Origin of the sequence: Enterobacter sp. 200527-13, from assembly GCF_027924865.1 — a bacterium.
Lineage (GTDB): Bacteria > Pseudomonadota > Gammaproteobacteria > Enterobacterales > Enterobacteriaceae > Enterobacter > Enterobacter ludwigii.
Genome location: NZ_BSCM01000002.1, coordinates 219,173 through 238,509, shown reverse-complemented (window position 1 = coordinate 238,509; position 19,337 = coordinate 219,173). Strand labels below are relative to the sequence as shown.

Sequence of the window (19,337 nt, the reverse complement as noted above, 5' to 3'; positions counted from 1 at the left end):
TGCAGGAAAATCGATCAGTGAGTGAGCCCGCGCCAGAGCAGGCTGAGAAATCAACGGCAACGGTACAGGCTTTATTGCGCCAGCTGCTGGATATCTATGATGCTAAAACGCTGGCGAATCAGCTGGTGGCGCACGGTGAGAGCCACTGGAGCCCGGCAATCCTGAAGAGACTGCTGACCAGCGAGCGGGCAGGGCAGCGTCTGAGTGAGGGCGAGTTTCGTTATCTGCAAAACCTGCTTCCGCGTCCTTCAGCCGCGCACCCAAACTATGCCTTCCGTTTTATCGATCTGTTTGCCGGCATTGGCGGCATTCGACACGGGTTTGAGGCGATTGGCGGGCAGTGTGTGTTTACCAGCGAGTGGAACAAACATGCGGTCCGTACCTACAAAGCCAACTGGTACTGCGATCCCCATGAACACCGTTTCAACGCCGATATCCGTGATGTTACGCTGAGCCACAAAAGCGGCGTGAGTGATGAAGAGGCGGCTGAGCACATTCGCCAGTCAATTCCGGCCCATGATGTGCTGCTGGCGGGCTTCCCGTGCCAGCCTTTCTCGCTGGCCGGCGTGTCGAAAAAGAATGCCCTCGGACGCGCCCACGGTTTTGCCTGCGATACGCAAGGCACGCTGTTCTTTGATGTTGTCCGCATTATCGACGCCCGTCGTCCGGCGATTTTCGTGCTGGAGAACGTCAAGAATCTCAAGAGCCATGACGGCGGGAAGACCTTCCGCATTATCATGCAAACGCTCGATGAGCTGGGGTATGACGTAGCGGATGCTCAGCATATGGGCGCGGATGACCCGAAAATCATCGACGGTAAACATTTCCTGCCACAGCACCGCGAACGCATTGTGCTGGTTGGTTTTCGCCGCGATCTCAACCTGAAGGGGGATTTTACCCTGCGGGATATTCCCTCTTTATACCCTGCGCGTCGCCCAACCGTGGCCGACCTGCTGGAACCTGTCGTCGACGCGAAATTTATCCTCACCCCGGTGCTGTGGAAATACCTCTACCGCTATGCGAAAAAACACCAGGCCAAAGGCAACGGTTTTGGCTTCGGGATGGTTAATCCGAACGATCCGCACTGTGTGACGCGCACGTTGTCCGCTCGCTACTATAAAGATGGCGCAGAGATCCTGATCGACCGGGGCTGGGATAAAGCGCTGGGGGAGAAAGATTTTGACGATCCCGATAACCAGCGTCACCGTCCGCGCCGCTTAACGCCGCGTGAATGCGCTCGGCTGATGGGGTTTGAGACCCCGCAGGGGTACACCTTCCGCATTCCGGTGTCGGACACCCAGGCTTATCGGCAGTTTGGTAACTCGGTGGTCGTTCCCGCGTTTGCGGCGGTGGCAAAACTGCTGGCCTCCCGCATCAGACAGGCCGTGGCGTTACGTGAGAGTGAGGCCGTCAATGACGGATGTTCACGATAAGGCGACGCGCAGTAAAAACATGCGTGCCATCGGCACGCGTGATACCGCCATTGAAAAGCGGCTAGCCGGGCTGCTGACCGAGGCGGGGTTTGATTTCCGCGTGCAGGATGCCGCGCTTGCGGGCCGTCCTGATTTCGTTATCGATGCGTATCAATGCATCATCTTTACCCACGGCTGTTTCTGGCATCACCACGACTGCTACCTGTTTAAGGTTCCCGCGACGCGTACGGATTTCTGGCTGGAGAAGATTGGCAAGAACGTCGCGCGGGACAACCGTGACCTTAGCACGCTTCTCGCGCAGGGCTGGCGGGTGTTGATTGTCTGGGAGTGCGCGCTGCGCGGCAGATTAAGACGTACCGATGCCGACCTGACAGAACGGCTGGAAGAGTGGATCTGCGGCGGCGGGCAGGCCGCGCAGATCGACACCCAGGGTATTCACCCGCTTACGGTTTCTCCACCTCACACGGCGTAACAACCGGCTTCGCAGGAAGCAGATATTTCCCCAGCGTTACCAGCACAACGGCAAAGACAATCACGCCCAGCGCCAGCCATTCCACCGGAGATAACGTTTCGCCCGCAAAGCTGGTGCCCAGCAGTACGGCAACCACCGGGTTCACGTAAGCGTAGCTGGTCGCGATCGCCGGCGAGACATTGCGGATCAAGAACATATAGGCGTTAATGGCGATGACAGAGCCAAATAGAGCCAGGTAACCCACGGCCAGGAAGCCCGAAAGGTCCGGCATGGCTGTCAGTTTTTCGCCCGTCAGCGTTGAGGCAATCAGCAGCACAATTCCCGCCGCGAGCATTTCAATCGCGCCCGCCATCATGCCGGTCGGTAGCTCAATTCGTGAACCGTATACCGACCCAAATGCCCAGCTCATCGAGCCGATCAGGATAATCACTGCGCCCCACGGATTTCCGCTCAGGTTACCGCCGCTGTTGAGCAGGATGATCCCGGCAAGCCCGATCCCAATCCCTACCCATTCGAGCTTGCGGGTGCGGATGCCGAAAAGACGGCTAAAGCACAGGGTAAACAGCGGGACGGTCGCGACCACGACGGCGGCGATTCCGGACGGCACGTGCTGGTGCTCGGCGACCGTCACAAACCCATTCCCTATGGCCAGTAGCAGCAGGCCAATCAGAGCGGCATTGAGCATCGGGCGAAGCGGAGGCAGCTTATGGCCCCGTAACAGCAGGAAGGCCATCAGTAACACGCCCGCCGAGAGAAAGCGTACGCCCGCCATCATGAGCGGCGGCCAGCTCTCCACGCCGATACGAATGACAAAGTAGGTGGAACCCCAGATGATATACAGCGAAAAAAGTGCCCCAATGAGCGGTAGCAGTTGCCGGAAACGCATAATCCCTCGCGACAAAATGAAAAGGTCGCTGACAGTAAACGCCAAAACTATCGGGCTGGCGAGCGCTTTAATTGTGTAGTTGATGTGAATTTTTTGTTGACGCGAGGTGCCTGTTTCCGGGTTTACACTTTTGCTCCATACTATTCACTTAATTACCAAAAAAAGAAGGAATGAGATTTTGGCAGGAAGTAGCTTATTAACATTACTGGATGATATTGCCACCTTACTGGATGACATTTCGGTGATGGGAAAACTGGCGGCGAAGAAAACCGCCGGGGTTCTGGGAGACGATTTATCGCTCAACGCCCAGCAGGTGAGTGGCGTTCGGGCCAACCGTGAATTACCGGTGGTATGGGGTGTAGCGAAAGGTTCATTCCTGAATAAGGTGATCCTGGTGCCGCTTGCGCTGCTGATCAGCGCGTTTATCCCATGGGCGATCACGCCGCTGCTGATGATTGGCGGCGCATTTTTATGCTTCGAAGGCGCTGAGAAGATCCTGCACTCGTTCGCCGCACGTAAGAACAGCGACACGCCGGAAATGCGCCAGCAGCGTCTTGAGGCGCTGGCCGCGCAGGATCCTAAAACCTTCGAGCGTGATAAGGTGAAAGGTGCCATTCGTACCGACTTTATTCTGTCGGCGGAGATCGTGGCCATTACGTTAGGTATTGTCTCTGAAGCACCGCTTCTGAACCAGGTCCTGATCCTCTCCGGGATCGCCATTCTGGTCACGGTGGGGGTGTACGGGCTGGTGGGGCTTATCGTTAAGCTGGATGATATCGGCTACTGGCTGGAAGAAAAATCGAGCGCTATCGCCAAAGGTATCGGCAAAAGCCTGCTGGTGACCGCGCCCTGGCTGATGAAGAGCCTGTCAGTGGTTGGTACGCTGGCGATGTTCCTTGTCGGAGGTGGTATTGTGGTTCACGGTATCGCGCCGCTGCATCATGCTATTGAACATTTCGCCTCGGCGCAGGGCAGCATAGTGGCGGCAATTCTGCCCACGCTGCTTAATCTTGTGCTGGGCTTTATCATTGGCATTATCGTGGTTGGGGCCGTAAAACTGGTCGAAAAAATCCGCGGAACGTCGCACTAATTGTTACCTGTTGCGGGGTGCAAAAAGATCATTCCTCGTCTAAATTGAAAACGTTTCACCCTGATACAGGAGGCAGGTATGGTCTTTTTGGTCAGTGATGAAGTTAAGCCTAAGAAGGGCGGCCCACGTATGATTGTCACCGGGTATTCCAGCGGTATGGTGGAATGCCGGTGGCACGACGGTTATAGCATCAAGCGGGAAGCGTTCCGTGAAGATGAGCTTCAACCGGGAGACGGGCAGCGCAAGCGAGACAAGGCTTAATGACATAACGCCCGGCTTTGCCGGGCGTTTTTACCTTCCGTATCCGGCGTCGGGCAGTAATCAGGGAGTGTGTGTGCAGCGCGAGACCTTTGTTGTAAGACGATCTTTTCTGCAATGGCTGCATATGCGTAGCAATCCGGGGTTGATTGTTAATCTCTGTTTTCTCATCGTACTGATATTTTCCACGCTCCTGACCTGGCGAGAGGTGGTGGTACTGGAAGATGCGTATATTTCCAGCCAGCGTAATCATCTGGAAACGGTAGCCACTTCGCTGGACCGGCAGTTACAGTACAGCGTGGATAAAATGCTGTTTTTCCGCAAAAGCATGCGTGATGCCATCCAGACGCCGCTGGCCTTTGATGTCCTGTATGAAGCGATTTCACGCTTTAACGCCTTTCGCACGCGCCCCAGTTGGCAGCTCGCCGTTGATAAAAAACGCACTCTCCCCATTAACGGCGTGTCGGATGCGTTCGTCGAAAAAACCACGTTGTTGAATCGTGATCCTGAGCGTATCAGCAATGAAATTTCTGCCGCCCTCGAAGTGGGGTATTTACTCCGACTGGCGTCCTCGGTGGGGCAAAGTGAAGAGCGGGTTATCTATGCGTCACGCGCCGGGTTTTACCTTGCGACGGACACGCCTGAACAGACGAGTGATATTAGCCAGCGCTATTACTATCTGGTTATCCAGCCGTGGTTTACCCAGCAGTCTGAACGTAACAATCGCGCTCGCGCGGTGCGCTGGTTTATCTCCAGCCCGTCGCCCTGGACCGGTGGTGAACGGATGATCACGGCCAGCGTGCCGATCTATTTTGACCATTACTGGTATGGCGTTGTGGCGATGGATTTCTCATTGAAGACCATGAAACATCTGCTGGAAGAGGCAACGCAAGAGCGTACAGAGGGGGAATATCAGCTGTACGACACCCGGCTGAATATGATTGCCACGTCAGAAGAGGCCGGTAGTCTGGTGAACCGGTTTGACGAACGCGAAACGGCGCAGATAGCGCACGCGATTGAGAACGATACCGGCGGGGGGATCCGTCTCGGAAGCCGCTTTATCAGCTGGGAGCGGCTCGACCACTTCGATGGTGTGATTTTACGCGTTCATACCCTTCATGAAGGCGTTAAGGGGGACTTCGGCAGTATCAGTATCGTGCTGGCGCTGCTCTGGGCACTCTTCACCGCCATGCTTCTTATCTCGTGGCTGGTTATCCGTCGGATGGTCAGCAATATGTATACGCTTCAGCACTCTTTGCAGTGGCAGGCCTGGCACGATCCGCTCACCCGCCTGAATAACCGTGGTGCCCTGTTTGAGCGTGCCAAAATGCTGTCGGAAAAATGTCGGCAGCAGTCGCTGCCGTTCTCGGTGATTCAAATCGATCTCGACCATTTTAAAAGCATTAACGATCGCTTTGGCCATCAGGCCGGGGACAAAGTGCTTTCCCATGCCGCAGGCCTGATTGGCAGCGCACTGCGCAAGAATGATGTTGCCGGACGCGTGGGTGGGGAAGAGTTCTGCGTGGTACTGCCCGGCAGCGGGCTTGAAGAGGCGAGGGGGATTGCGGAACGCATTCGCTCACGCATCAACAGTAAAGAGATCCTGGTGAAAAAGAGTACCACCGTGCGTATCAGTGCCTCACTGGGGGTAAGTAGCGCCCAGGAAAAGGACAATTACGATTTCGAACAGCTGCAGTCAGTGGCGGATGCCCGGTTGTATCAGGCCAAGCAGTGCGGGCGCAACCGGGTGTTCTGGCACGATCAGGATAAGAAGTGATCCAGCCCTTCCTGCCAGCCCGCGGGGCCGGGCTGTTGCGTGTGGTACACCCGGGCGGGGTTATCGTCACGTAACGTGATGCCCTGCCGGTTAATGCCCTTGATCACCACGGCGTAGTCCACGCTGTCCAGCAGCGGGGCATCATTTGGACCATCGCCGAGCCCCAGGGTGACCGGCACAATGCCTTCCCGCGCACGGTACTGCTCAATCAGCCAGTCAACCGCAACGTCTTTACCGCAGCGAGCATCCAGAACATGCCAGAAGCGGGCTCCCTGCAGGCATTTCAGGCCGCACTGCGCCAGCGCCTCGTCAAATTGCGCCATTTTTTCATCGCTGTCGCGCCAGATGAGCGTGACGGAGGCTTCGTGTCGGCGCGCGAGGGTCGAACGATAGTGCGTCAGCCCCGTCCACTCGCTGATAACCCGTTCGTCGACGTCATCAAAGGTGGTGAATTTAAAGCCCCGCTGCTGGCGAATCTGGTCGATCAGCGGGCGAATGTCACGGTGCGTCATCCCCCTGATGTGGCGTTGACCTGTCTCCCAGCGCACGTCGGGCTGAATTACCGCGCCATTCTCAGCTATGAAGGGTAACCCCTCCAGACCCAGATCCTGCTGGATATCCAGCATTTCTGCCGCGGTCTTGCTGCTGCAGAGAATAACCGGCACCTGATTATCCTGGAGGGTGTCCAGCCAGGGCATGGCCGGTTGCCACTCGTACGTATGAATATCGAGCAACGAGCCGTCGAGATCGGAAAAGATCAGCAGGCTATCCTGCAGTGAAGGCATAACGACTCCTGATAACTGACAAACTGCCACCTAAGAATATTCCTAAAAAAATTCCTAACGCTTAAGTGAGGCAAAAGGGTATCTCTCCTGCCAAACCCGCATGCGGCGCATGTTGTCCCTCATAACTAAATTTATTATGTACCAAATATTATATTCGCCATGAGAATATATGCTTGTCATACAAAATGGTTGAGGATAGTGTTTTGTGTACATCAGATTTCCTGGTGTAACGAATTTTCAAGTGCTTCTTGCATAAGCAAGTTTTGATCCCGGCCATCCCCATGACCGGGATTTTTTTCGTCCTAACGATTTGCTTCAGACACGCTAAAATCGTGTATATCAAGCTCGAAGGCCTCCGCCAGTTCACGGTAGGTGTGATAATCCCTTCCGTTCACAATGACCCTGTCGGAATTGTCGTCTGAACGACGGACTTCTGACTCACTGATCTCATTAATGGCGGCCAGCAGGGCATCGACATCCACCTCAACCTCGCGTTTGATGGTGTCGCTGTACTCTTTGTCGGTCTTCATTACGGGGTACCTCATTTTGCCGTCTCCAACCGTAAGTATAGACTGCGCACAAAAACGCCATTCACACCGGGCAGCGATGCCAGTTAAGGCGTTTTGTTCTACACTGGCTCAAAACCAGAGGAGGAACGTATGAAGGTCAACGATCGGGTAACCGTTAAAACGGACGGTGGACCGCGCCGCCCGGGTGTGGTCCTGGCAATTGAAGAGTTTAGTGAAGGCACGATGTACCTGGTATCACTTGAAGACTACCCGCTCGGCATCTGGTTTTTTAACGAACTGGGACACCCGGATGGCATCTTTGTAGAGAAAGCGCAATAGCATGGCGTCGGGTGGCGACTGGCGCGCCCGACACTGTCCACAGAAGCAAAAATCTCTGGCCAGGCCAGAGATCAAAGGTAGGGTGCAAAGGGTTTTTTTAGCGACTAACGCATGTTGACGAAAATCCCGTTCGTCACATTATCGGTGAGGCGTACCACGTGATAGATCACTTGCTTATTATGCGTTTTAATTTTCCTTTTAATATTTCCTTTATGTGACGAAACGGTTTTGGCTTTAATATTCATCTGGTCTGAGATCTGAATAGTCCCTTGCCCTGCCATCCACATTCGCAGCATGCTTGATTCAGTCCTGCTTAATGATAGGGTGGGTAAGTTAACCGCTCCTACATTTTTAACTTCTTTATTCAAATAATCACCCAGAATGTCATCCAGCGACTCTGGTTTAATCGATTTAGAACTGATCAATAAATTTTTACGAACCAACAAATACTCATCGAAATGGATATTCGCGATCGCCATAAAAACAATAAACAGGGTTTTTGGATGCTGATTAATGATTTGCTTAATGTGCTGACTGTTGGCTGGATCGTGAATGAAACAGTCCTCATTAATAAACACCACGCCTGGTTTAAGTTCGTCACAAGCGGCTGCGAGTTCGTCAACGGTGTGTGCATCGTTGATGTCTCTCTTTCTTACCCCTCTGCTTGCCAGGTACCCGGTTAACCCTAGCCGGGTGTAGCTGCATAAATCCATAATGATCGTTGACATGGCATACCCTCACTCAATGCGTAACGATAATTCACCATCTGCCTGAGAGCTCATAACAGCCATACGGGATGGAAAAAATTAATAAACCTGTGAGCATGACAAAGACTTTCAGGCGGACTCACTATCCCGTAAAGTTACGTATAATTTGCCAGGAATCTTCTTAAAGTAAAGTAAATATTAAGTATTGTGAGGTGGTTAGAAACAATTAAACCGCGTCAGATATATCCTGGAAGATGTTTTTCACGTTTTATTTTAGGAATATCCTCAGAAAGACAATATCAACTGTGAGGGCTATTATTTACGCGGTAGCTCACTGACAATATCTGCTAACAGATTGAATATCTCGCCGAATAAGTGCTCACAGAAGGGGGCGATAAGGGGCATCAGTAATGACATTAATAAAATACCGACCGTCAGCGTCAGCGGAAAACCAATGACGAACACTGAGAGCTGCGGTGCCATTCGGTTGAGTAAGCCTAAGGCGAGGTTCACGGTCAGCAGCAGGGTGATGATCGGCAGCGCCAGCATCAGGCCGTTCAGGAAAACAAGCCCGGCCGCACGCGTAAGCGCCAGAAACGCGTTGCTGTTCACCGGGTTTTCCCCAATCGGCAGCGTATGGAAAGTATCCACCAGCATGGAGATGAGCCACAGATGGCCGTTGAACGACAGGAACAGCAGCATGGCGAGCAGATCGATAATGCGCGCCAGCACCGGCATGTTGAGGTGGCTACCGGGATCCACAAACGTGGCGAATGATAAACCCATTTGCAGGCCAATCAGTTCGCCGGCGGTCCGCACGGCCGCGAAGGCAAGCTGCATGGTAAAGCCTACGGCCACGCCAATCATCACCTGTTGCAGTGCAACCCACACCGCTTTCGCCGAGAAGATCGGAATATCCACGGGCGGGAGAGAAGGGGCGACGATAATGGTGATGATGATGCCCAGCCCCACTTTGACGCGCTTGGGTATCGTTTTCTCACTGAGAATGGGGGCCGTTGTAATCAGCGCCAGGATACGCAGCATCGGCCAGAAATAGACGCCAAGCCATTGAACCCACTGGTCACTGGTGAAGTGCAGCATCGTCGGGTCAGCCGATGATGTACGGCAGATTGGTAAACAGGTTGCGCATATAGTCCAGCAACAGGTTCAGCATCCACGGCCCGGCAACGATAATCGCCACGAACACGGCAATGATTTTTGGGATAAATGACAGCGTCATTTCGTTAATCTGCGTGGCGGCCTGCAGGATACTGATAATCAGACCGGTCACCAGTGCGACAAGCAGTAACGGCGCGGCAACGGCTATCGCGATTTTCATCGCTTCCGTGCCCATCATCATGACCGATTCTGGCGTCATTACGGCTCCTTAACTGTAGAAACTCTGCGCCAGCGAACTGACCAGCAGTTGCCAGCCATCGACCAGGACAAAGAGCATGATCTTAAAGGGCAGGGCAATGGTGGCCGGGGGCACCATCATCATCCCGAGCGCCATCAGAACGCTGGCGATCACCAGATCGATAATCAGGAACGGAATAAAGATGGTAAAGCCAATCTGAAAGGCCGTTTTCAGCTCACTGGTGACATACGCAGGCAGCAGAATACGCATCGGAACGGCTTCCGGTCCCTGAAGCTCGCCGGTATTGGACAGGCGGGCGAAGAGTGCCAGGTCCGCTTCCCGGGTCTGGCGGAGCATGAACTCACGCAGCGGCTGAGCCCCTTTATCGAGCGCCTCCTGCATGGAGATTTTATCTTCGCTAAACGGCTGGTATGCGTCGGTATAAATCTTGTCGATAACCGGCGACATAATGAAAAAGGTTAAAAACAGCGCCAGGCCCAGCAGTACCTGGTTAGGCGGCGCGGACGGGGTGCCCAGCGCATTGCGCAGCAGGCCAAAGACGATGATGATTCGGGTGAAGCTGGTCATCATCAGCAGGATCGCCGGAATAAACGTCAGCGAGGTGATGAAAACCAGCGTCTGCACCGGCAGCGACCAGCTTTGCCCGCCGCCTGCAAGAGGGGTTGAGACCAGACCGGGCAGTTGTGCATAAACCGCAGGGGCAAACAGGCCGACGCCCGCAAGCGTAAGGGATAACAAACGGCGCATCAGGATCTCCCGGAACGCTTAAGCAAACTCTTCATGACGGACTGAAAATCCGCAGGGACTTCTGCGCGCTCGTCACCCGTTGCCGGGGCTGGCGGCAGTTTATGCAAGACGTTGATGCTGGAGGCAGTCACGCCCAGCACCAGCCGTGCATCTTCCACATCGACAACGACCACGCGCTCGCGTGGCCCCAGTGTCGTGCTGGCGCTGACCTTCAGACCGCGGGTACCGGCGGTTTTACCCGCCAGGCCGAAGCGCTTCGCCAGCCATGCGGCGATAAGAATAAAGGCAATAATACCGAGCAACGCGCCACTCACCTGGAGCAGCGGAGAGCCGGGAACGGCAGAGGGCTGTGATATTGTTGCCTGGGTTTTCATGCTTAACGGCTCAGACGACGCATACGTTCAGATGGCGTAATAATGTCGGTGATGCGCACGCCGTATTTATCGGCAACCACCACGACTTCACCCTGGGCAATGAGATAACCGTTGATCAGAATATCCAGCGGTTCGCCGGCGAGACCGTCAAGGGCCACCACGGAACCCTGCGTCAGACGCAGCAGCTCTTTAATGGTCATGCGGGTGCGGCCCAGTTCCACGGTCAGCTTAACCGGGATATCCATAATCAGATCAATATCCTGCAGCGTACCGCTGACATCGCCGCCGCCGAGCTGCTGGAACACAGCATCCGCTGCACTTTTGGCCGGAGTCGTTTTTTGCTCGTTTAACGCGTCAGCCCACAGATCGTCCAGTGCTCCGCTGTTTTCATCGGACGGATTGTTCATGTCACTCATTTGGGCTGTTCCTCATTCAGCGAATTCAATATCGGGTTGATCAAGTGCTCAACGCGTAACGCATACTGACCGTTAATTGTGCCGTACTGACTTGTCAGCACGGGGACACCATCCACATGGGCAATAATGCGGTCGGGTTTTTCTATCGGCAAAACATCGCCGGGTTGTAATTTCAGGATCTGGGATAAGCGCAGCGGGATATCCGCGAAGCTCGCCACCAGCTCAAGCTGAGAATGCTGAACCTGACGCACCAGGTTTTCACGCCAGTTCTGATCTTCGTTGCGCGAGTTCTCCAGCGGCGGGTTGACCAGCAGTTCACGCAGCGGTTCGATCATGCTGAACGGCAGGCAGATGTTGAACTCACCGGTCAGGTTACCGATCTCCACATGGAACGGGGTATTAACGACGATATCGTTCGGGGAGGTGGTGATATTGGTAAATTTCACCTGCATCTCAGAACGTACGTACTCCACTTCCAGCGGGTTAATTGCTTTCCACGCGTCGCTGTAAGATTCCAGCGCCAGCTTCAGCATGCGGTTGATGACGCGCTGCTCGGTGTGGGTAAATTCACGCCCTTCCACTTTGGTCGGGAAACGCCCGTCGCCACCAAACAGGTTATCCACCGCAATGAACACCAGGCTTGGCGAAAACACCACCAGACCTGTGCCGCGCAGCGGTTTCAGGTGGATCAGGTTAAGGTTCGTTGGCACCGGCAGGTTGCGGGCAAACTCATGATACGGCTGGATGCGGATCGCACCGACCGTGATATCCGGGCTACGACGCAGCAGGTTAAACAGCCCCATACGGAACTGACGTGCAAAACGTTCGTTAATGATCTCCAGCGCCTGCAGACGTTCACGTACTACGCGGCGCTGGGTATTGGGATCATAGGGACGAATATCGCTATCGCCGCCAATACCCGGTTGCGGATCATCGTTCTTATCGCTGTCGCCGTTAAGAAGCGCGTCGATTTCTGCCTGAGAAAGAATACTGTCGCCCATGTCGTTACCGCAGTATGAAGGCTGTATACAGAACGTCAGTGACTTCCTGCTTGGGTTGACCGTTTACCAGCGGGGTCGCCAGCGTCTGTTTAATGGCGTCGACCAGCTTTTGCTTACCGTCATCGGTAGCAAGCGTTGAGGCATCCTGACGAGAGAACAGCAGCAGCAGACGGCTACGCACTTCAGGAAGATAATCATTCAGGCGCGCACGCGTGGCTTCATCTTTCAGGCGTAACGTAATACCCACATACAGCACACGATCCGCATCACCCAGATTCACGGTGAAGGTATCCAGTGGGAAGAATACCGGTGCCGGCGGAGGAGGCGGTTCGGCTTTGGCCGCAGCGGTAGAAGGTTCCTGCTGCATACGCCAGTAACTATAGCCCGCGGTAGCGCAGGCGGCGAGCGTGATTAACACCAGCAGCGGGATCCAGATGGAACGCTTGCTTTTTTTGGTGATCGCGGAGTCAGTCATCTGATACGAGCTTCCTGTTTCGGTACAGCTTAATAAGGTGATTATCCCGTGTCCTGCTGTCGTCAAAGCGTGGAAAAGACGGGGATAATCACGCTACCTCTGGCGTTTAGGCAAAGATGTCTACGGCACTGTTGCCACGCGCCGCGGATTGCAGGGCGGCAGGGGCAGGCAGTAACTCATCGCTCTCCTCATTAAAACCGCCGGTATTACCGGAACGTGAAGCCTGTTGCTGCTGTTGAGAGGAGGACTGCTGCTGTCCGGCAAAGCTCTCGCTGCTGACACTGCTTTGCGCGAGCTGAATGCCACTCTCAGCAAGCGACGTGCGCAGGACCGGCAGTGCAGCTTCCAGGGCCGCACGCACGTGGCTGTGCGCCGACACCATTTGCAGTTGTGCCTGGTTATCATCCAGTTTCAGGGTAATCTGGACCTGGCCCAGATCTTCCGGGTGCAGACGCAACTCTGCGGTCTGCTGGCCCTGTTTCGTGAACAACGTAATGTGCTGACTCAGGGATTGCTGCCACTCCTGGGTTCCCAGCGGCTGGCTCAATACCGGTGCCGTGGCAACGGTTGCGGCAGCGTGGCTGGTGACGTTGCTGGAAATGACGGGCGCAAGCGTTGCGGTCGGGGCTGTTGAAGAGGGTGAACTGGCGAGATCCTGCTTCTCAGCGGCGGCGGCCACGATCGGGGTCGCCGGTGCGTTGACCGCTTGAGACGGATCGGCGTTTTGCGCCTGCGCCTGCGCCTGATAAGTCGACGCTTGTTGCGCTTTTTCATGGCCCGCCAGCAGGGTGCTCATGGACTGTTGACCTGCACCATTTTGCGAAAGCGCGGCAGCGTTCAGCGTTGATTTCGCCGTCACGCCAATACCTGTCGCGCCAGAGGCCACCGGCGTTGCCGTCTGCTGGTGGGGCAGCATCGCCATCAGCGCGCTCAACCCTGCCAGCTCTTCTTCGCTCAGCTCGCTTTTGCTGTCATCCTGCGTTTTCACCGCGCTCAGGGTCTTCAGGGCATCACCTTTTGAAACCGGCACCAGCCCGGAAACGAGGGTGTCCAGCGGGGTGGCTGCTGTCGGTTCATCGCCTGTCAGGGCTGGCTGACGCGAGAGCAGGTTGGCTATTTTGGCCTGCAGGGTGTTCTCTCCCCCGGCTTCCTGAGCAACTTTTGACAGCTTACTGCCGGCTGCTTTCAGGTCAGCCAGCGTCAGCGGCGCATCGTTGCCCTGGCCTGTTGCGTCAGTCAGGGCGCCTGCCAGCAGAGAAAGAAAGTCTTGTGCACCGTCGGTGCCTTTCCCTGTTTGCATGCCGCCCGACAGGTCGCTGTCGGTCATCAGCAGTTGTTGCAATGTGATCATTCCGGTTTCCTCATTGATGCGCGCTGGGCAAACTCATCCATTTTCTTCTGATCCAGACGGTTTTCCGCCAGGGTCGTTGCCGCGATCTGTCGGTCCTGTAAGGTCTGCCAGGCCTGCAGTCGCTGCTTTTTCTCGCGCCAGAAATTCAGCGCGGTGTCGACTTTCTGGGTCCACTGGTTAAGCTGCTGGCGATGCTGTTCTATCGCCTTTTCCAGCGTCTGAATAAACTGCTGATAGTTAATCCAGCGCTGGCTTCCAATGCCCTGTGTCATATCGGTATTGAGGTTGGTGCGATATTCATGCTGATAGTCGATTAACATCTTCAACTGCTCTTCAGCCTGCTGGCACCCGCGTCGCATTGCGCCAAGCTGCAATGCGGCATCATCAACTTCTTTCTCAGCCAGATCTTTCAGCGTTGATAACGCGCTGTTTTGCGCCATGACCTTCGCCCTCCACCTGTGTTACACCTGCGGGAAAATCAGCTCCAGTGCCTGGAGTGAGTCTTCCCAGTCGGCGCGTTCAAAAATACCTTGTTGCAAAAACGCCTCCAGCTGCGGCCACAGGCTAATCGCTTTGTCGAGCATCGGGTCGCTGCCTTTGGCATACGCCCCCACGCTCACCAGATCGCGGTTGCGCTGGAAGCTGGAGAGGAGTTGTTTGAAGTTACGCACGCGGGCGTAGTGCTTCTCTGTGATCAATGCCGTCATTGCACGGCTGATTGATGCTTCGATATCAATTGCCGGGTAGTGACCGGCTTCGGCCAGACGGCGCGATAACACAATATGACCGTCGAGGATCGCACGCGCGGAGTCGGCAATCGGGTCCTGCTGGTCATCGCCTTCGGTCAGAACCGTATAAAAAGCGGTGATTGAGCCGCCGCCGCTGATGCCGTTTCCTGCACGTTCGACCAGCGCCGGGAGCTTGGCAAAGACCGAAGGCGGATAACCTTTGGTCGCCGGAGGTTCTCCGATGGCGAGAGCGATTTCACGCTGCGCCATCGCATAGCGGGTCAGGGAGTCCATAATCAGCAGCACGTGCTGGCCGCGGTCACGGAAATCTTCCGCGATACGGGTGGCATACGCAGCACCCTGCATACGCAGTAACGGTGAGACATCCGCCGGTGCGGCGATGACCACCGAGCGGGCACGGCCTTCTGCACCGAGAATATTTTCAATAAAGTCTTTTACTTCGCGACCACGTTCACCGATCAGACCCACGACGATGACATCGGCCTGGGTGTAGCGTGCCATCATGCCAAGCAGGACGGATTTGCCCACCCCTGAGCCGGCAAACAGGCCCATACGCTGCCCGCGGCCTACGGTCAGCAGGGCGTTAATCGGGCGCACGCCGGTGTCGAGGACATGTTCGATGGCGGTACGCTGAAGGGGGTTAAACGGCTGGGTGATCAGCGCGCCGGTTTCGGTGGTGTCCGGCGAGGGCAGGCCGTCCAGCGGTTTACCGCTTCCGTCCAGAACGCGGCCAAGCAGGGCAGGGCCAAGCGGGAGCTGTTTCCCGCTTTGCAGTCCATCGCCGCTGATGTTTTTCGCATACACGCGCGCACCGGGCAGGATGCCTTCAACTTCTTCAAGGGGCATCAGGAACAGGCGCTGGCCATTAAAGCCGACGACTTCGCTCTCAACTTCACGCGTCTCTAGTCCATCCTGACGCTCAATCACGCAGGTGGCTCCCAGCGGAAGCTGCAGGCCAGTGGCTTCCAGCACCAGGCCGGTGGCACGCGTGAGTCGTCCGTAACGGCGAACGGACGGCAGCTGCGTCATCTTCGCTTCAAAATTATCGAGCGTGTTGAGCCAGCGGGTGAGGCGTGCAGTCATCAGACGACTCCCGGTGCTGCCAGGCGGCACAGTTCCTGCCAGCGGGTCGCAACGCTGGCATCCAGGTCACCTTCATCGGCAGAGACCTTGCAGCCTCCGTGATGCAACGACGGGTCGCCGCGCAGACGCCAGCCGTGCAGGCTCAGCGTCGCGCCCAGACTCTCTTCCACGCGCTGGAGGTCGTCCGGATGCACGCGCAGCTGCGGTTTCCCACTGAACAGCGGCTCCTGCTGAAGCAGGCCCTGAATTTGTTTAATCAGCGCGGTGTTGTCCACCGCCGGCGCGTGGCCGATCACCTGACGGGCGGCTTCCAGCGCCATCTGCATCAGCCTTGAGGCAATGACGCTGTCCAGGGCATCCAGCGTGTGCTGAAACTCGCTGACCAGCTGCTGCATACGGGCGTGAAGCGGAGCCTGTTGCTGGCGCGCCTGTTCAATGCCGTGTTCTAACCCTTTGGCCAGACCTTCCTGATACCCCTGATCGTGGCCTTTCTGACGTCCTTCGTTCAGGCCAGCCGTGTAGCCCTGCTCATGGGCCTGCATCTGCAACTGGGCCAGCATCTGCGCGCGCTGCTCTTCTTCGCTCAGCTCAGGCTGCTCGACATCCGGGTAGCCCTCTTCGGGCGACAGCACGGCGGGTGTGAACTCTGACAGGGGAGGCGCCAGATCGTCGGGCGTCCAGCGCTTCCACGGCAGTTCATTAGACATAGGTGTCGTCTCCGCTGCCAATCACCATCTCGCCGGTTTCCGCCAGACGACGAACGATAAGCAGGATGGCTTTCTGTTCGTTTTCCACCTGAGACAGACGGACCGGGCCACGGTTGGCAAGGTCGTCGCGCAGGATATCTGCCGCACGCTGAGACATGTTGCGCAGGAACTTCTCGCGCAGCGGCTGCTCGGCACCTTTGAGGGCGATAAGCAGCGACTCGGAGTCCACTTCCTGGAGGAGACGCTGGATGCTGCGATCGTCCACTTCGACCAGGTTTTCGAACAGGAACATCTCGTCGATAATTTTCTGTGCCAGCTCGCCGTCGAATTCGCGAACGGCGGTAATGACCGCTTCTTCCTGCTGCGTTTTCATCAGGTTGATGATCTCTGCCGCCGTTCTCACGCCGCCCATTTTGCTGCGCTTGAGGTTCTGGCCATCGAGCAGGTTGTTCAGCACTTCGGTCAGCTCCGCCAGCGCGGCTGGCTGGACACCACCGAAGGTCGCGATACGCAGCATCACATCGTGACGCAGGCGCTCTTCGAACAACGCCAGAATATCGGCCGCCTGGCCACGTTTGAGGTGGACAAGAATGGTGGCGATAATCTGCGGGTGCTCGTCGCGGATAAGGTCGGCGGCACTCTGCGGTTCCATAAAGTTGAGCGTCTCGATACCGCTGGCGGTATCGCGCGTTTCCAGAATGTCTTCCAGCAGGCTGGCAGCACGCTCTTCGCCCAGCGCCTTGACCAGCACGGAGCGCAGATAGTCGTTGGCGTTGACGTTGAGCGCGGCAAACTGTTCGGCTTCCTGCTCAAATTCAGACAGCACTTCCGTCAGCTGTTTGTTAGAGATCTGGCGTACGTTTGCCATTGCCGCACTGAGAATCTGTACTTCGCGCTGCGAGAGGTGTTTGAACACCTCGGCCGCACGGTCTTCGCCAATGGTCATCAGCAGGATGACGCTTTTATCGGTGCCTGAAAGCGTGTTACTCATGTTCGTTACCCATCCACTGGCGGATGACCAGCGCCACGACGCGCGGATCGTTATCTGACATTTCGCGAATGCGCTGGCTCATGACCTCGGCGCCCATACGCTGGTTAGCACGGCGTTGCTGCATCTGTTCGTCTTTGCTGAGGCGAACTTCAACTGCATCTTCCACTTCCTGACGGGTACTGACCTGTTCGCGCGCCACTTTTTCAGCTTCTGCACGACGCTGGAGCTGAGGACGAATGCCCTTACGCCACAGCAGCCACGCGACAATCAGAACCAGCAGCCAGCGACCTGCGGACAGCAGCTGATCGATAAACGCCTGCTGTTGCCAGAACGGCAGTTCGCCACCTGACTCTTCAACCGAGTTGAACGGTGAGTTCACCACGTTGAGCGTGTCGCCGCGCTTCTCGGAGTAACCCATCGCTTCACGGGTCAGGTCTTCAATCTGTTTCATCTGCTCGGTGGTCAACGGCAACGGCTTGCCATCCGCCAGCGTCTTGTAGTTCACCACCACCGCAACCGACAGACGCTGTACATCGCCCACGTTCAGTTTGGTGTGGCGGATAGTACGGTCCACTTCGTAGTTGGTGGTTTCGTTACGACTGCTGGTACGCGGACCGGCGGTGCTGGCTGTTGATGTGGTCTGCTGATTCGTTTGCTGACCGTTCTGCTGATTAGCCGGTGGCGTTGAGATTGGTGCCGCGTTAGCCGGTGCTGGCTGGTTAGACAATGCGCCTGGCACACCGCCTGGGTATGCGCCGCCAACCTGTTCGTTTTCATTGACCTGACGAGAGCGCATTACCGCCTGAGCCGGGTTGCCATTCGGGCTGTATTGCTCTTCGGTCTGTTCTTTATTAGAGAAGTCAATCTGCGCGGTAACCTGCGCATGCACGTTGCTGTTACCCACGACCGGGCCAAGGATGGCTTCGATGCGACGCTGCACGCGGCTTTCCACGTCCGCGGCATATTTCAGCTGCGCGTCATTCAGATCGCGGCCTGCGGTATTGGACTGGGTCAGCAGATGACCACTTTGATCAACCAGCGTCACGTTACCCGGCGGGAGACCGGCAACAGCGCTGGAGACCAGATGGGTCACCGCGCTGATTTGTCCTTCATCCATTGCACGGCCAGGCTGGAGGTTAACGGTGACGGAGGCCGACGGGGATTTCTGCTCGCGGACAAACAGGGAGGGTTTAGGCATGGCCAGGTGCACACGGGCACTCTTCACCGGACCCAATGTTTCAATCGTACGGGCCAGCTCACCTTCCAGCGCACGCTGGTAGTTCACCTGCTCGCTGAACTGGCTGATACCGAATTTTTCCTGATCCAGCAGTTCAAAACCTACCGCACCGCCCTTTGGCAGTCCCTGTTGCGCCAGGCGCAGACGAAGTTCGTGCACCTTATCAGCCGGTACCTCCAGCGCACCGCCGTTATCCGCAAAGCGATAAGGGATGTTCATCTGGGTAAGCTGGGTGACGATGGCACCGCCATCCTGATCGGAAAGGTTACTGTAAAGCGTGCGGTAATCAGGGCTTTTCGCCCACAAGACCATCGCTACAAGGATCGCAATTGCGGCAGCGCCTGCCACGATCAACGGGATTTTAGGATTCGCGCGAAGGCGGTTCATCCACTCGAGTGATTTATTTTGTGGCGCTGTCGATGCTGTTGCACTCATTGCGCACCTCTTAAATCCTGGTGGTTTACGTTATTCGTGTAGAGAAACAAAACTGACTCCCGGGTCGGCAAACACGACAAAAGTTCCATATTGATGGCCCTGCCATTATTTGATGATTCAGGATTTTCTATGCGTCA

The 19,337-nt window shown here is 56.0% G+C and carries 22 protein-coding genes and 1 pseudogene; 6 read left to right on the top strand and 17 right to left on the bottom strand.

Features of this window, described 5'->3' with window-relative positions; genetic code table 11:
* Positions 1–17 precede the first annotated feature (17 nt).
* Positions 18–1,433, top strand: coding sequence for a DNA cytosine methyltransferase (locus QMG44_RS10435; RefSeq protein WP_050737016.1), 1,416 nt, complete (start codon positions 18–20; stop codon positions 1,431–1,433).
* On the top strand, positions 1,414–1,905 hold the full coding sequence (locus tag QMG44_RS10430) for a very short patch repair endonuclease (protein WP_050737015.1): 492 nt from the start codon (positions 1,414–1,416) through the stop codon (positions 1,903–1,905). Before QMG44_RS10435 ends, QMG44_RS10430 begins: the two co-directional genes overlap by 20 nt.
* Here the strand turns inward: QMG44_RS10430 and yedA are convergent.
* Positions 1,877–2,791, bottom strand: a complete 915-nt coding sequence (yedA, locus tag QMG44_RS10425) for a drug/metabolite exporter YedA (protein WP_086532337.1) — start codon at positions 2,789–2,791, stop codon at positions 1,877–1,879. The genes QMG44_RS10430 and yedA overlap by 29 nt on opposite strands.
* 178 nt (positions 2,792–2,969) lie before the next feature.
* Between yedA and QMG44_RS10420 the strand changes: the two genes are divergently transcribed.
* From QMG44_RS10420 to dgcQ, 3 genes are all read left to right on the top strand, one after another.
* A complete protein-coding gene (locus QMG44_RS10420; protein ID WP_020883330.1) occupies positions 2,970–3,881 on the top strand; it encodes a DUF808 domain-containing protein in 912 nt (303 codons plus the stop codon).
* A 78-nt stretch (positions 3,882–3,959) separates the two neighbouring features.
* On the top strand, positions 3,960–4,142 hold the full coding sequence (locus QMG44_RS10415) for a YodC family protein (protein WP_014170745.1): 183 nt from the start codon (positions 3,960–3,962) through the stop codon (positions 4,140–4,142).
* Positions 4,143–4,215: 73 nt separating this feature from the next.
* Positions 4,216–5,916, top strand: coding sequence for a cellulose biosynthesis regulator diguanylate cyclase DgcQ (gene dgcQ / locus QMG44_RS10410; RefSeq protein WP_086532338.1), 1,701 nt, complete (start codon positions 4,216–4,218; stop codon positions 5,914–5,916).
* On the opposite strand, the gene QMG44_RS10405 is transcribed toward dgcQ, so the two are convergent.
* Both QMG44_RS10405 and yodD read right to left on the bottom strand, forming a co-directional pair.
* The gene (locus QMG44_RS10405; RefSeq protein WP_086532339.1) at positions 5,901–6,701 is read right to left on the bottom strand and encodes a mannosyl-3-phosphoglycerate phosphatase-related protein; all 801 of its coding nucleotides are present in this window, start codon (positions 6,699–6,701) and stop codon (positions 5,901–5,903) included. The genes dgcQ and QMG44_RS10405 overlap by 16 nt on opposite strands.
* Before the next feature lie 302 nt (positions 6,702–7,003).
* Complete coding sequence (gene yodD, locus QMG44_RS10400; RefSeq protein WP_008500310.1) at positions 7,004–7,231, bottom strand: YodD family peroxide/acid resistance protein; 228 nt, start codon at positions 7,229–7,231, stop codon at positions 7,004–7,006.
* 129 nt (positions 7,232–7,360) lie between these two features.
* On the opposite strand from yodD, the gene dsrB reads away from it, so the two are divergent.
* Positions 7,361–7,549 (top strand): protein DsrB, encoded by a 189-nt coding sequence (gene dsrB, locus QMG44_RS10395; RefSeq protein WP_020883333.1) that lies wholly within the window; start codon positions 7,361–7,363, stop codon positions 7,547–7,549.
* Positions 7,550–7,653: 104 nt separating this feature from the next.
* On the opposite strand, the gene rcsA is transcribed toward dsrB, so the two are convergent.
* From rcsA to fliF, 14 genes and pseudogenes are all read right to left on the bottom strand, one after another.
* On the bottom strand, positions 7,654–8,277 hold the full coding sequence (rcsA, locus tag QMG44_RS10390) for a transcriptional regulator RcsA (protein WP_008500313.1): 624 nt from the start codon (positions 8,275–8,277) through the stop codon (positions 7,654–7,656).
* Positions 8,278–8,555: 278 nt separating this feature from the next.
* A pseudogene (gene fliR, locus QMG44_RS10385) lies at positions 8,556–9,357 on the bottom strand (flagellar biosynthetic protein FliR).
* Between the two features lie 7 nt (positions 9,358–9,364).
* Positions 9,365–9,634 carry a flagellar biosynthesis protein FliQ gene (gene fliQ, locus QMG44_RS10380; RefSeq protein WP_008500315.1) on the bottom strand — a complete coding sequence of 90 codons (270 nt, stop codon included), beginning with the start codon at positions 9,632–9,634 and terminating at the stop codon, positions 9,365–9,367.
* Between the two features lie 9 nt (positions 9,635–9,643).
* Complete coding sequence (fliP, locus tag QMG44_RS10375) at positions 9,644–10,381, bottom strand: flagellar type III secretion system pore protein FliP (protein ID WP_008500316.1); 738 nt, start codon at positions 10,379–10,381, stop codon at positions 9,644–9,646.
* Positions 10,381–10,755, bottom strand: coding sequence for a flagellar biosynthetic protein FliO (gene fliO, locus QMG44_RS10370; protein ID WP_025203802.1), 375 nt, complete (start codon positions 10,753–10,755; stop codon positions 10,381–10,383). Before fliO ends, fliP begins: the two co-directional genes overlap by 1 nt.
* 2 nt (positions 10,756–10,757) lie before the next feature.
* Complete coding sequence (gene fliN / locus QMG44_RS10365; RefSeq protein WP_014170738.1) at positions 10,758–11,171, bottom strand: flagellar motor switch protein FliN; 414 nt, start codon at positions 11,169–11,171, stop codon at positions 10,758–10,760.
* Positions 11,168–12,172, bottom strand: coding sequence for a flagellar motor switch protein FliM (fliM, locus tag QMG44_RS10360; protein ID WP_014170737.1), 1,005 nt, complete (start codon positions 12,170–12,172; stop codon positions 11,168–11,170). The genes fliN and fliM overlap by 4 nt, the downstream gene beginning before the upstream one ends.
* Positions 12,173–12,176: 4 nt before the next feature.
* Positions 12,177–12,647, bottom strand: coding sequence for a flagellar basal body-associated protein FliL (fliL, locus tag QMG44_RS10355; protein ID WP_020883336.1), 471 nt, complete (start codon positions 12,645–12,647; stop codon positions 12,177–12,179).
* Between the two features lie 106 nt (positions 12,648–12,753).
* Positions 12,754–13,998, bottom strand: a complete 1,245-nt coding sequence (gene fliK / locus QMG44_RS10350; protein ID WP_086532340.1) for a flagellar hook length control protein FliK — start codon at positions 13,996–13,998, stop codon at positions 12,754–12,756.
* Positions 13,995–14,438: a flagellar export protein FliJ gene (gene fliJ, locus QMG44_RS10345; RefSeq protein WP_014170734.1), complete on the bottom strand. Its 444-nt coding sequence runs from the start codon at positions 14,436–14,438 to the stop codon at positions 13,995–13,997. Before fliJ ends, fliK begins: the two co-directional genes overlap by 4 nt.
* Before the next feature lie 21 nt (positions 14,439–14,459).
* On the bottom strand, positions 14,460–15,830 hold the full coding sequence (gene fliI / locus QMG44_RS10340; RefSeq protein WP_032680683.1) for a flagellar protein export ATPase FliI: 1,371 nt from the start codon (positions 15,828–15,830) through the stop codon (positions 14,460–14,462).
* Positions 15,830–16,537 (bottom strand): flagellar assembly protein FliH, encoded by a 708-nt coding sequence (gene fliH / locus QMG44_RS10335; protein WP_079231917.1) that lies wholly within the window; start codon positions 16,535–16,537, stop codon positions 15,830–15,832. The genes fliI and fliH overlap by 1 nt, the downstream gene beginning before the upstream one ends.
* A complete protein-coding gene (gene fliG / locus QMG44_RS10330; protein ID WP_014170730.1) occupies positions 16,530–17,528 on the bottom strand; it encodes a flagellar motor switch protein FliG in 999 nt (332 codons plus the stop codon). Before fliG ends, fliH begins: the two co-directional genes overlap by 8 nt.
* Positions 17,521–19,200: a flagellar basal-body MS-ring/collar protein FliF gene (gene fliF / locus QMG44_RS10325; protein ID WP_086532342.1), complete on the bottom strand. Its 1,680-nt coding sequence runs from the start codon at positions 19,198–19,200 to the stop codon at positions 17,521–17,523. The genes fliG and fliF overlap by 8 nt, the downstream gene beginning before the upstream one ends.
* Positions 19,201–19,337: the final 137 nt, after the last annotated feature.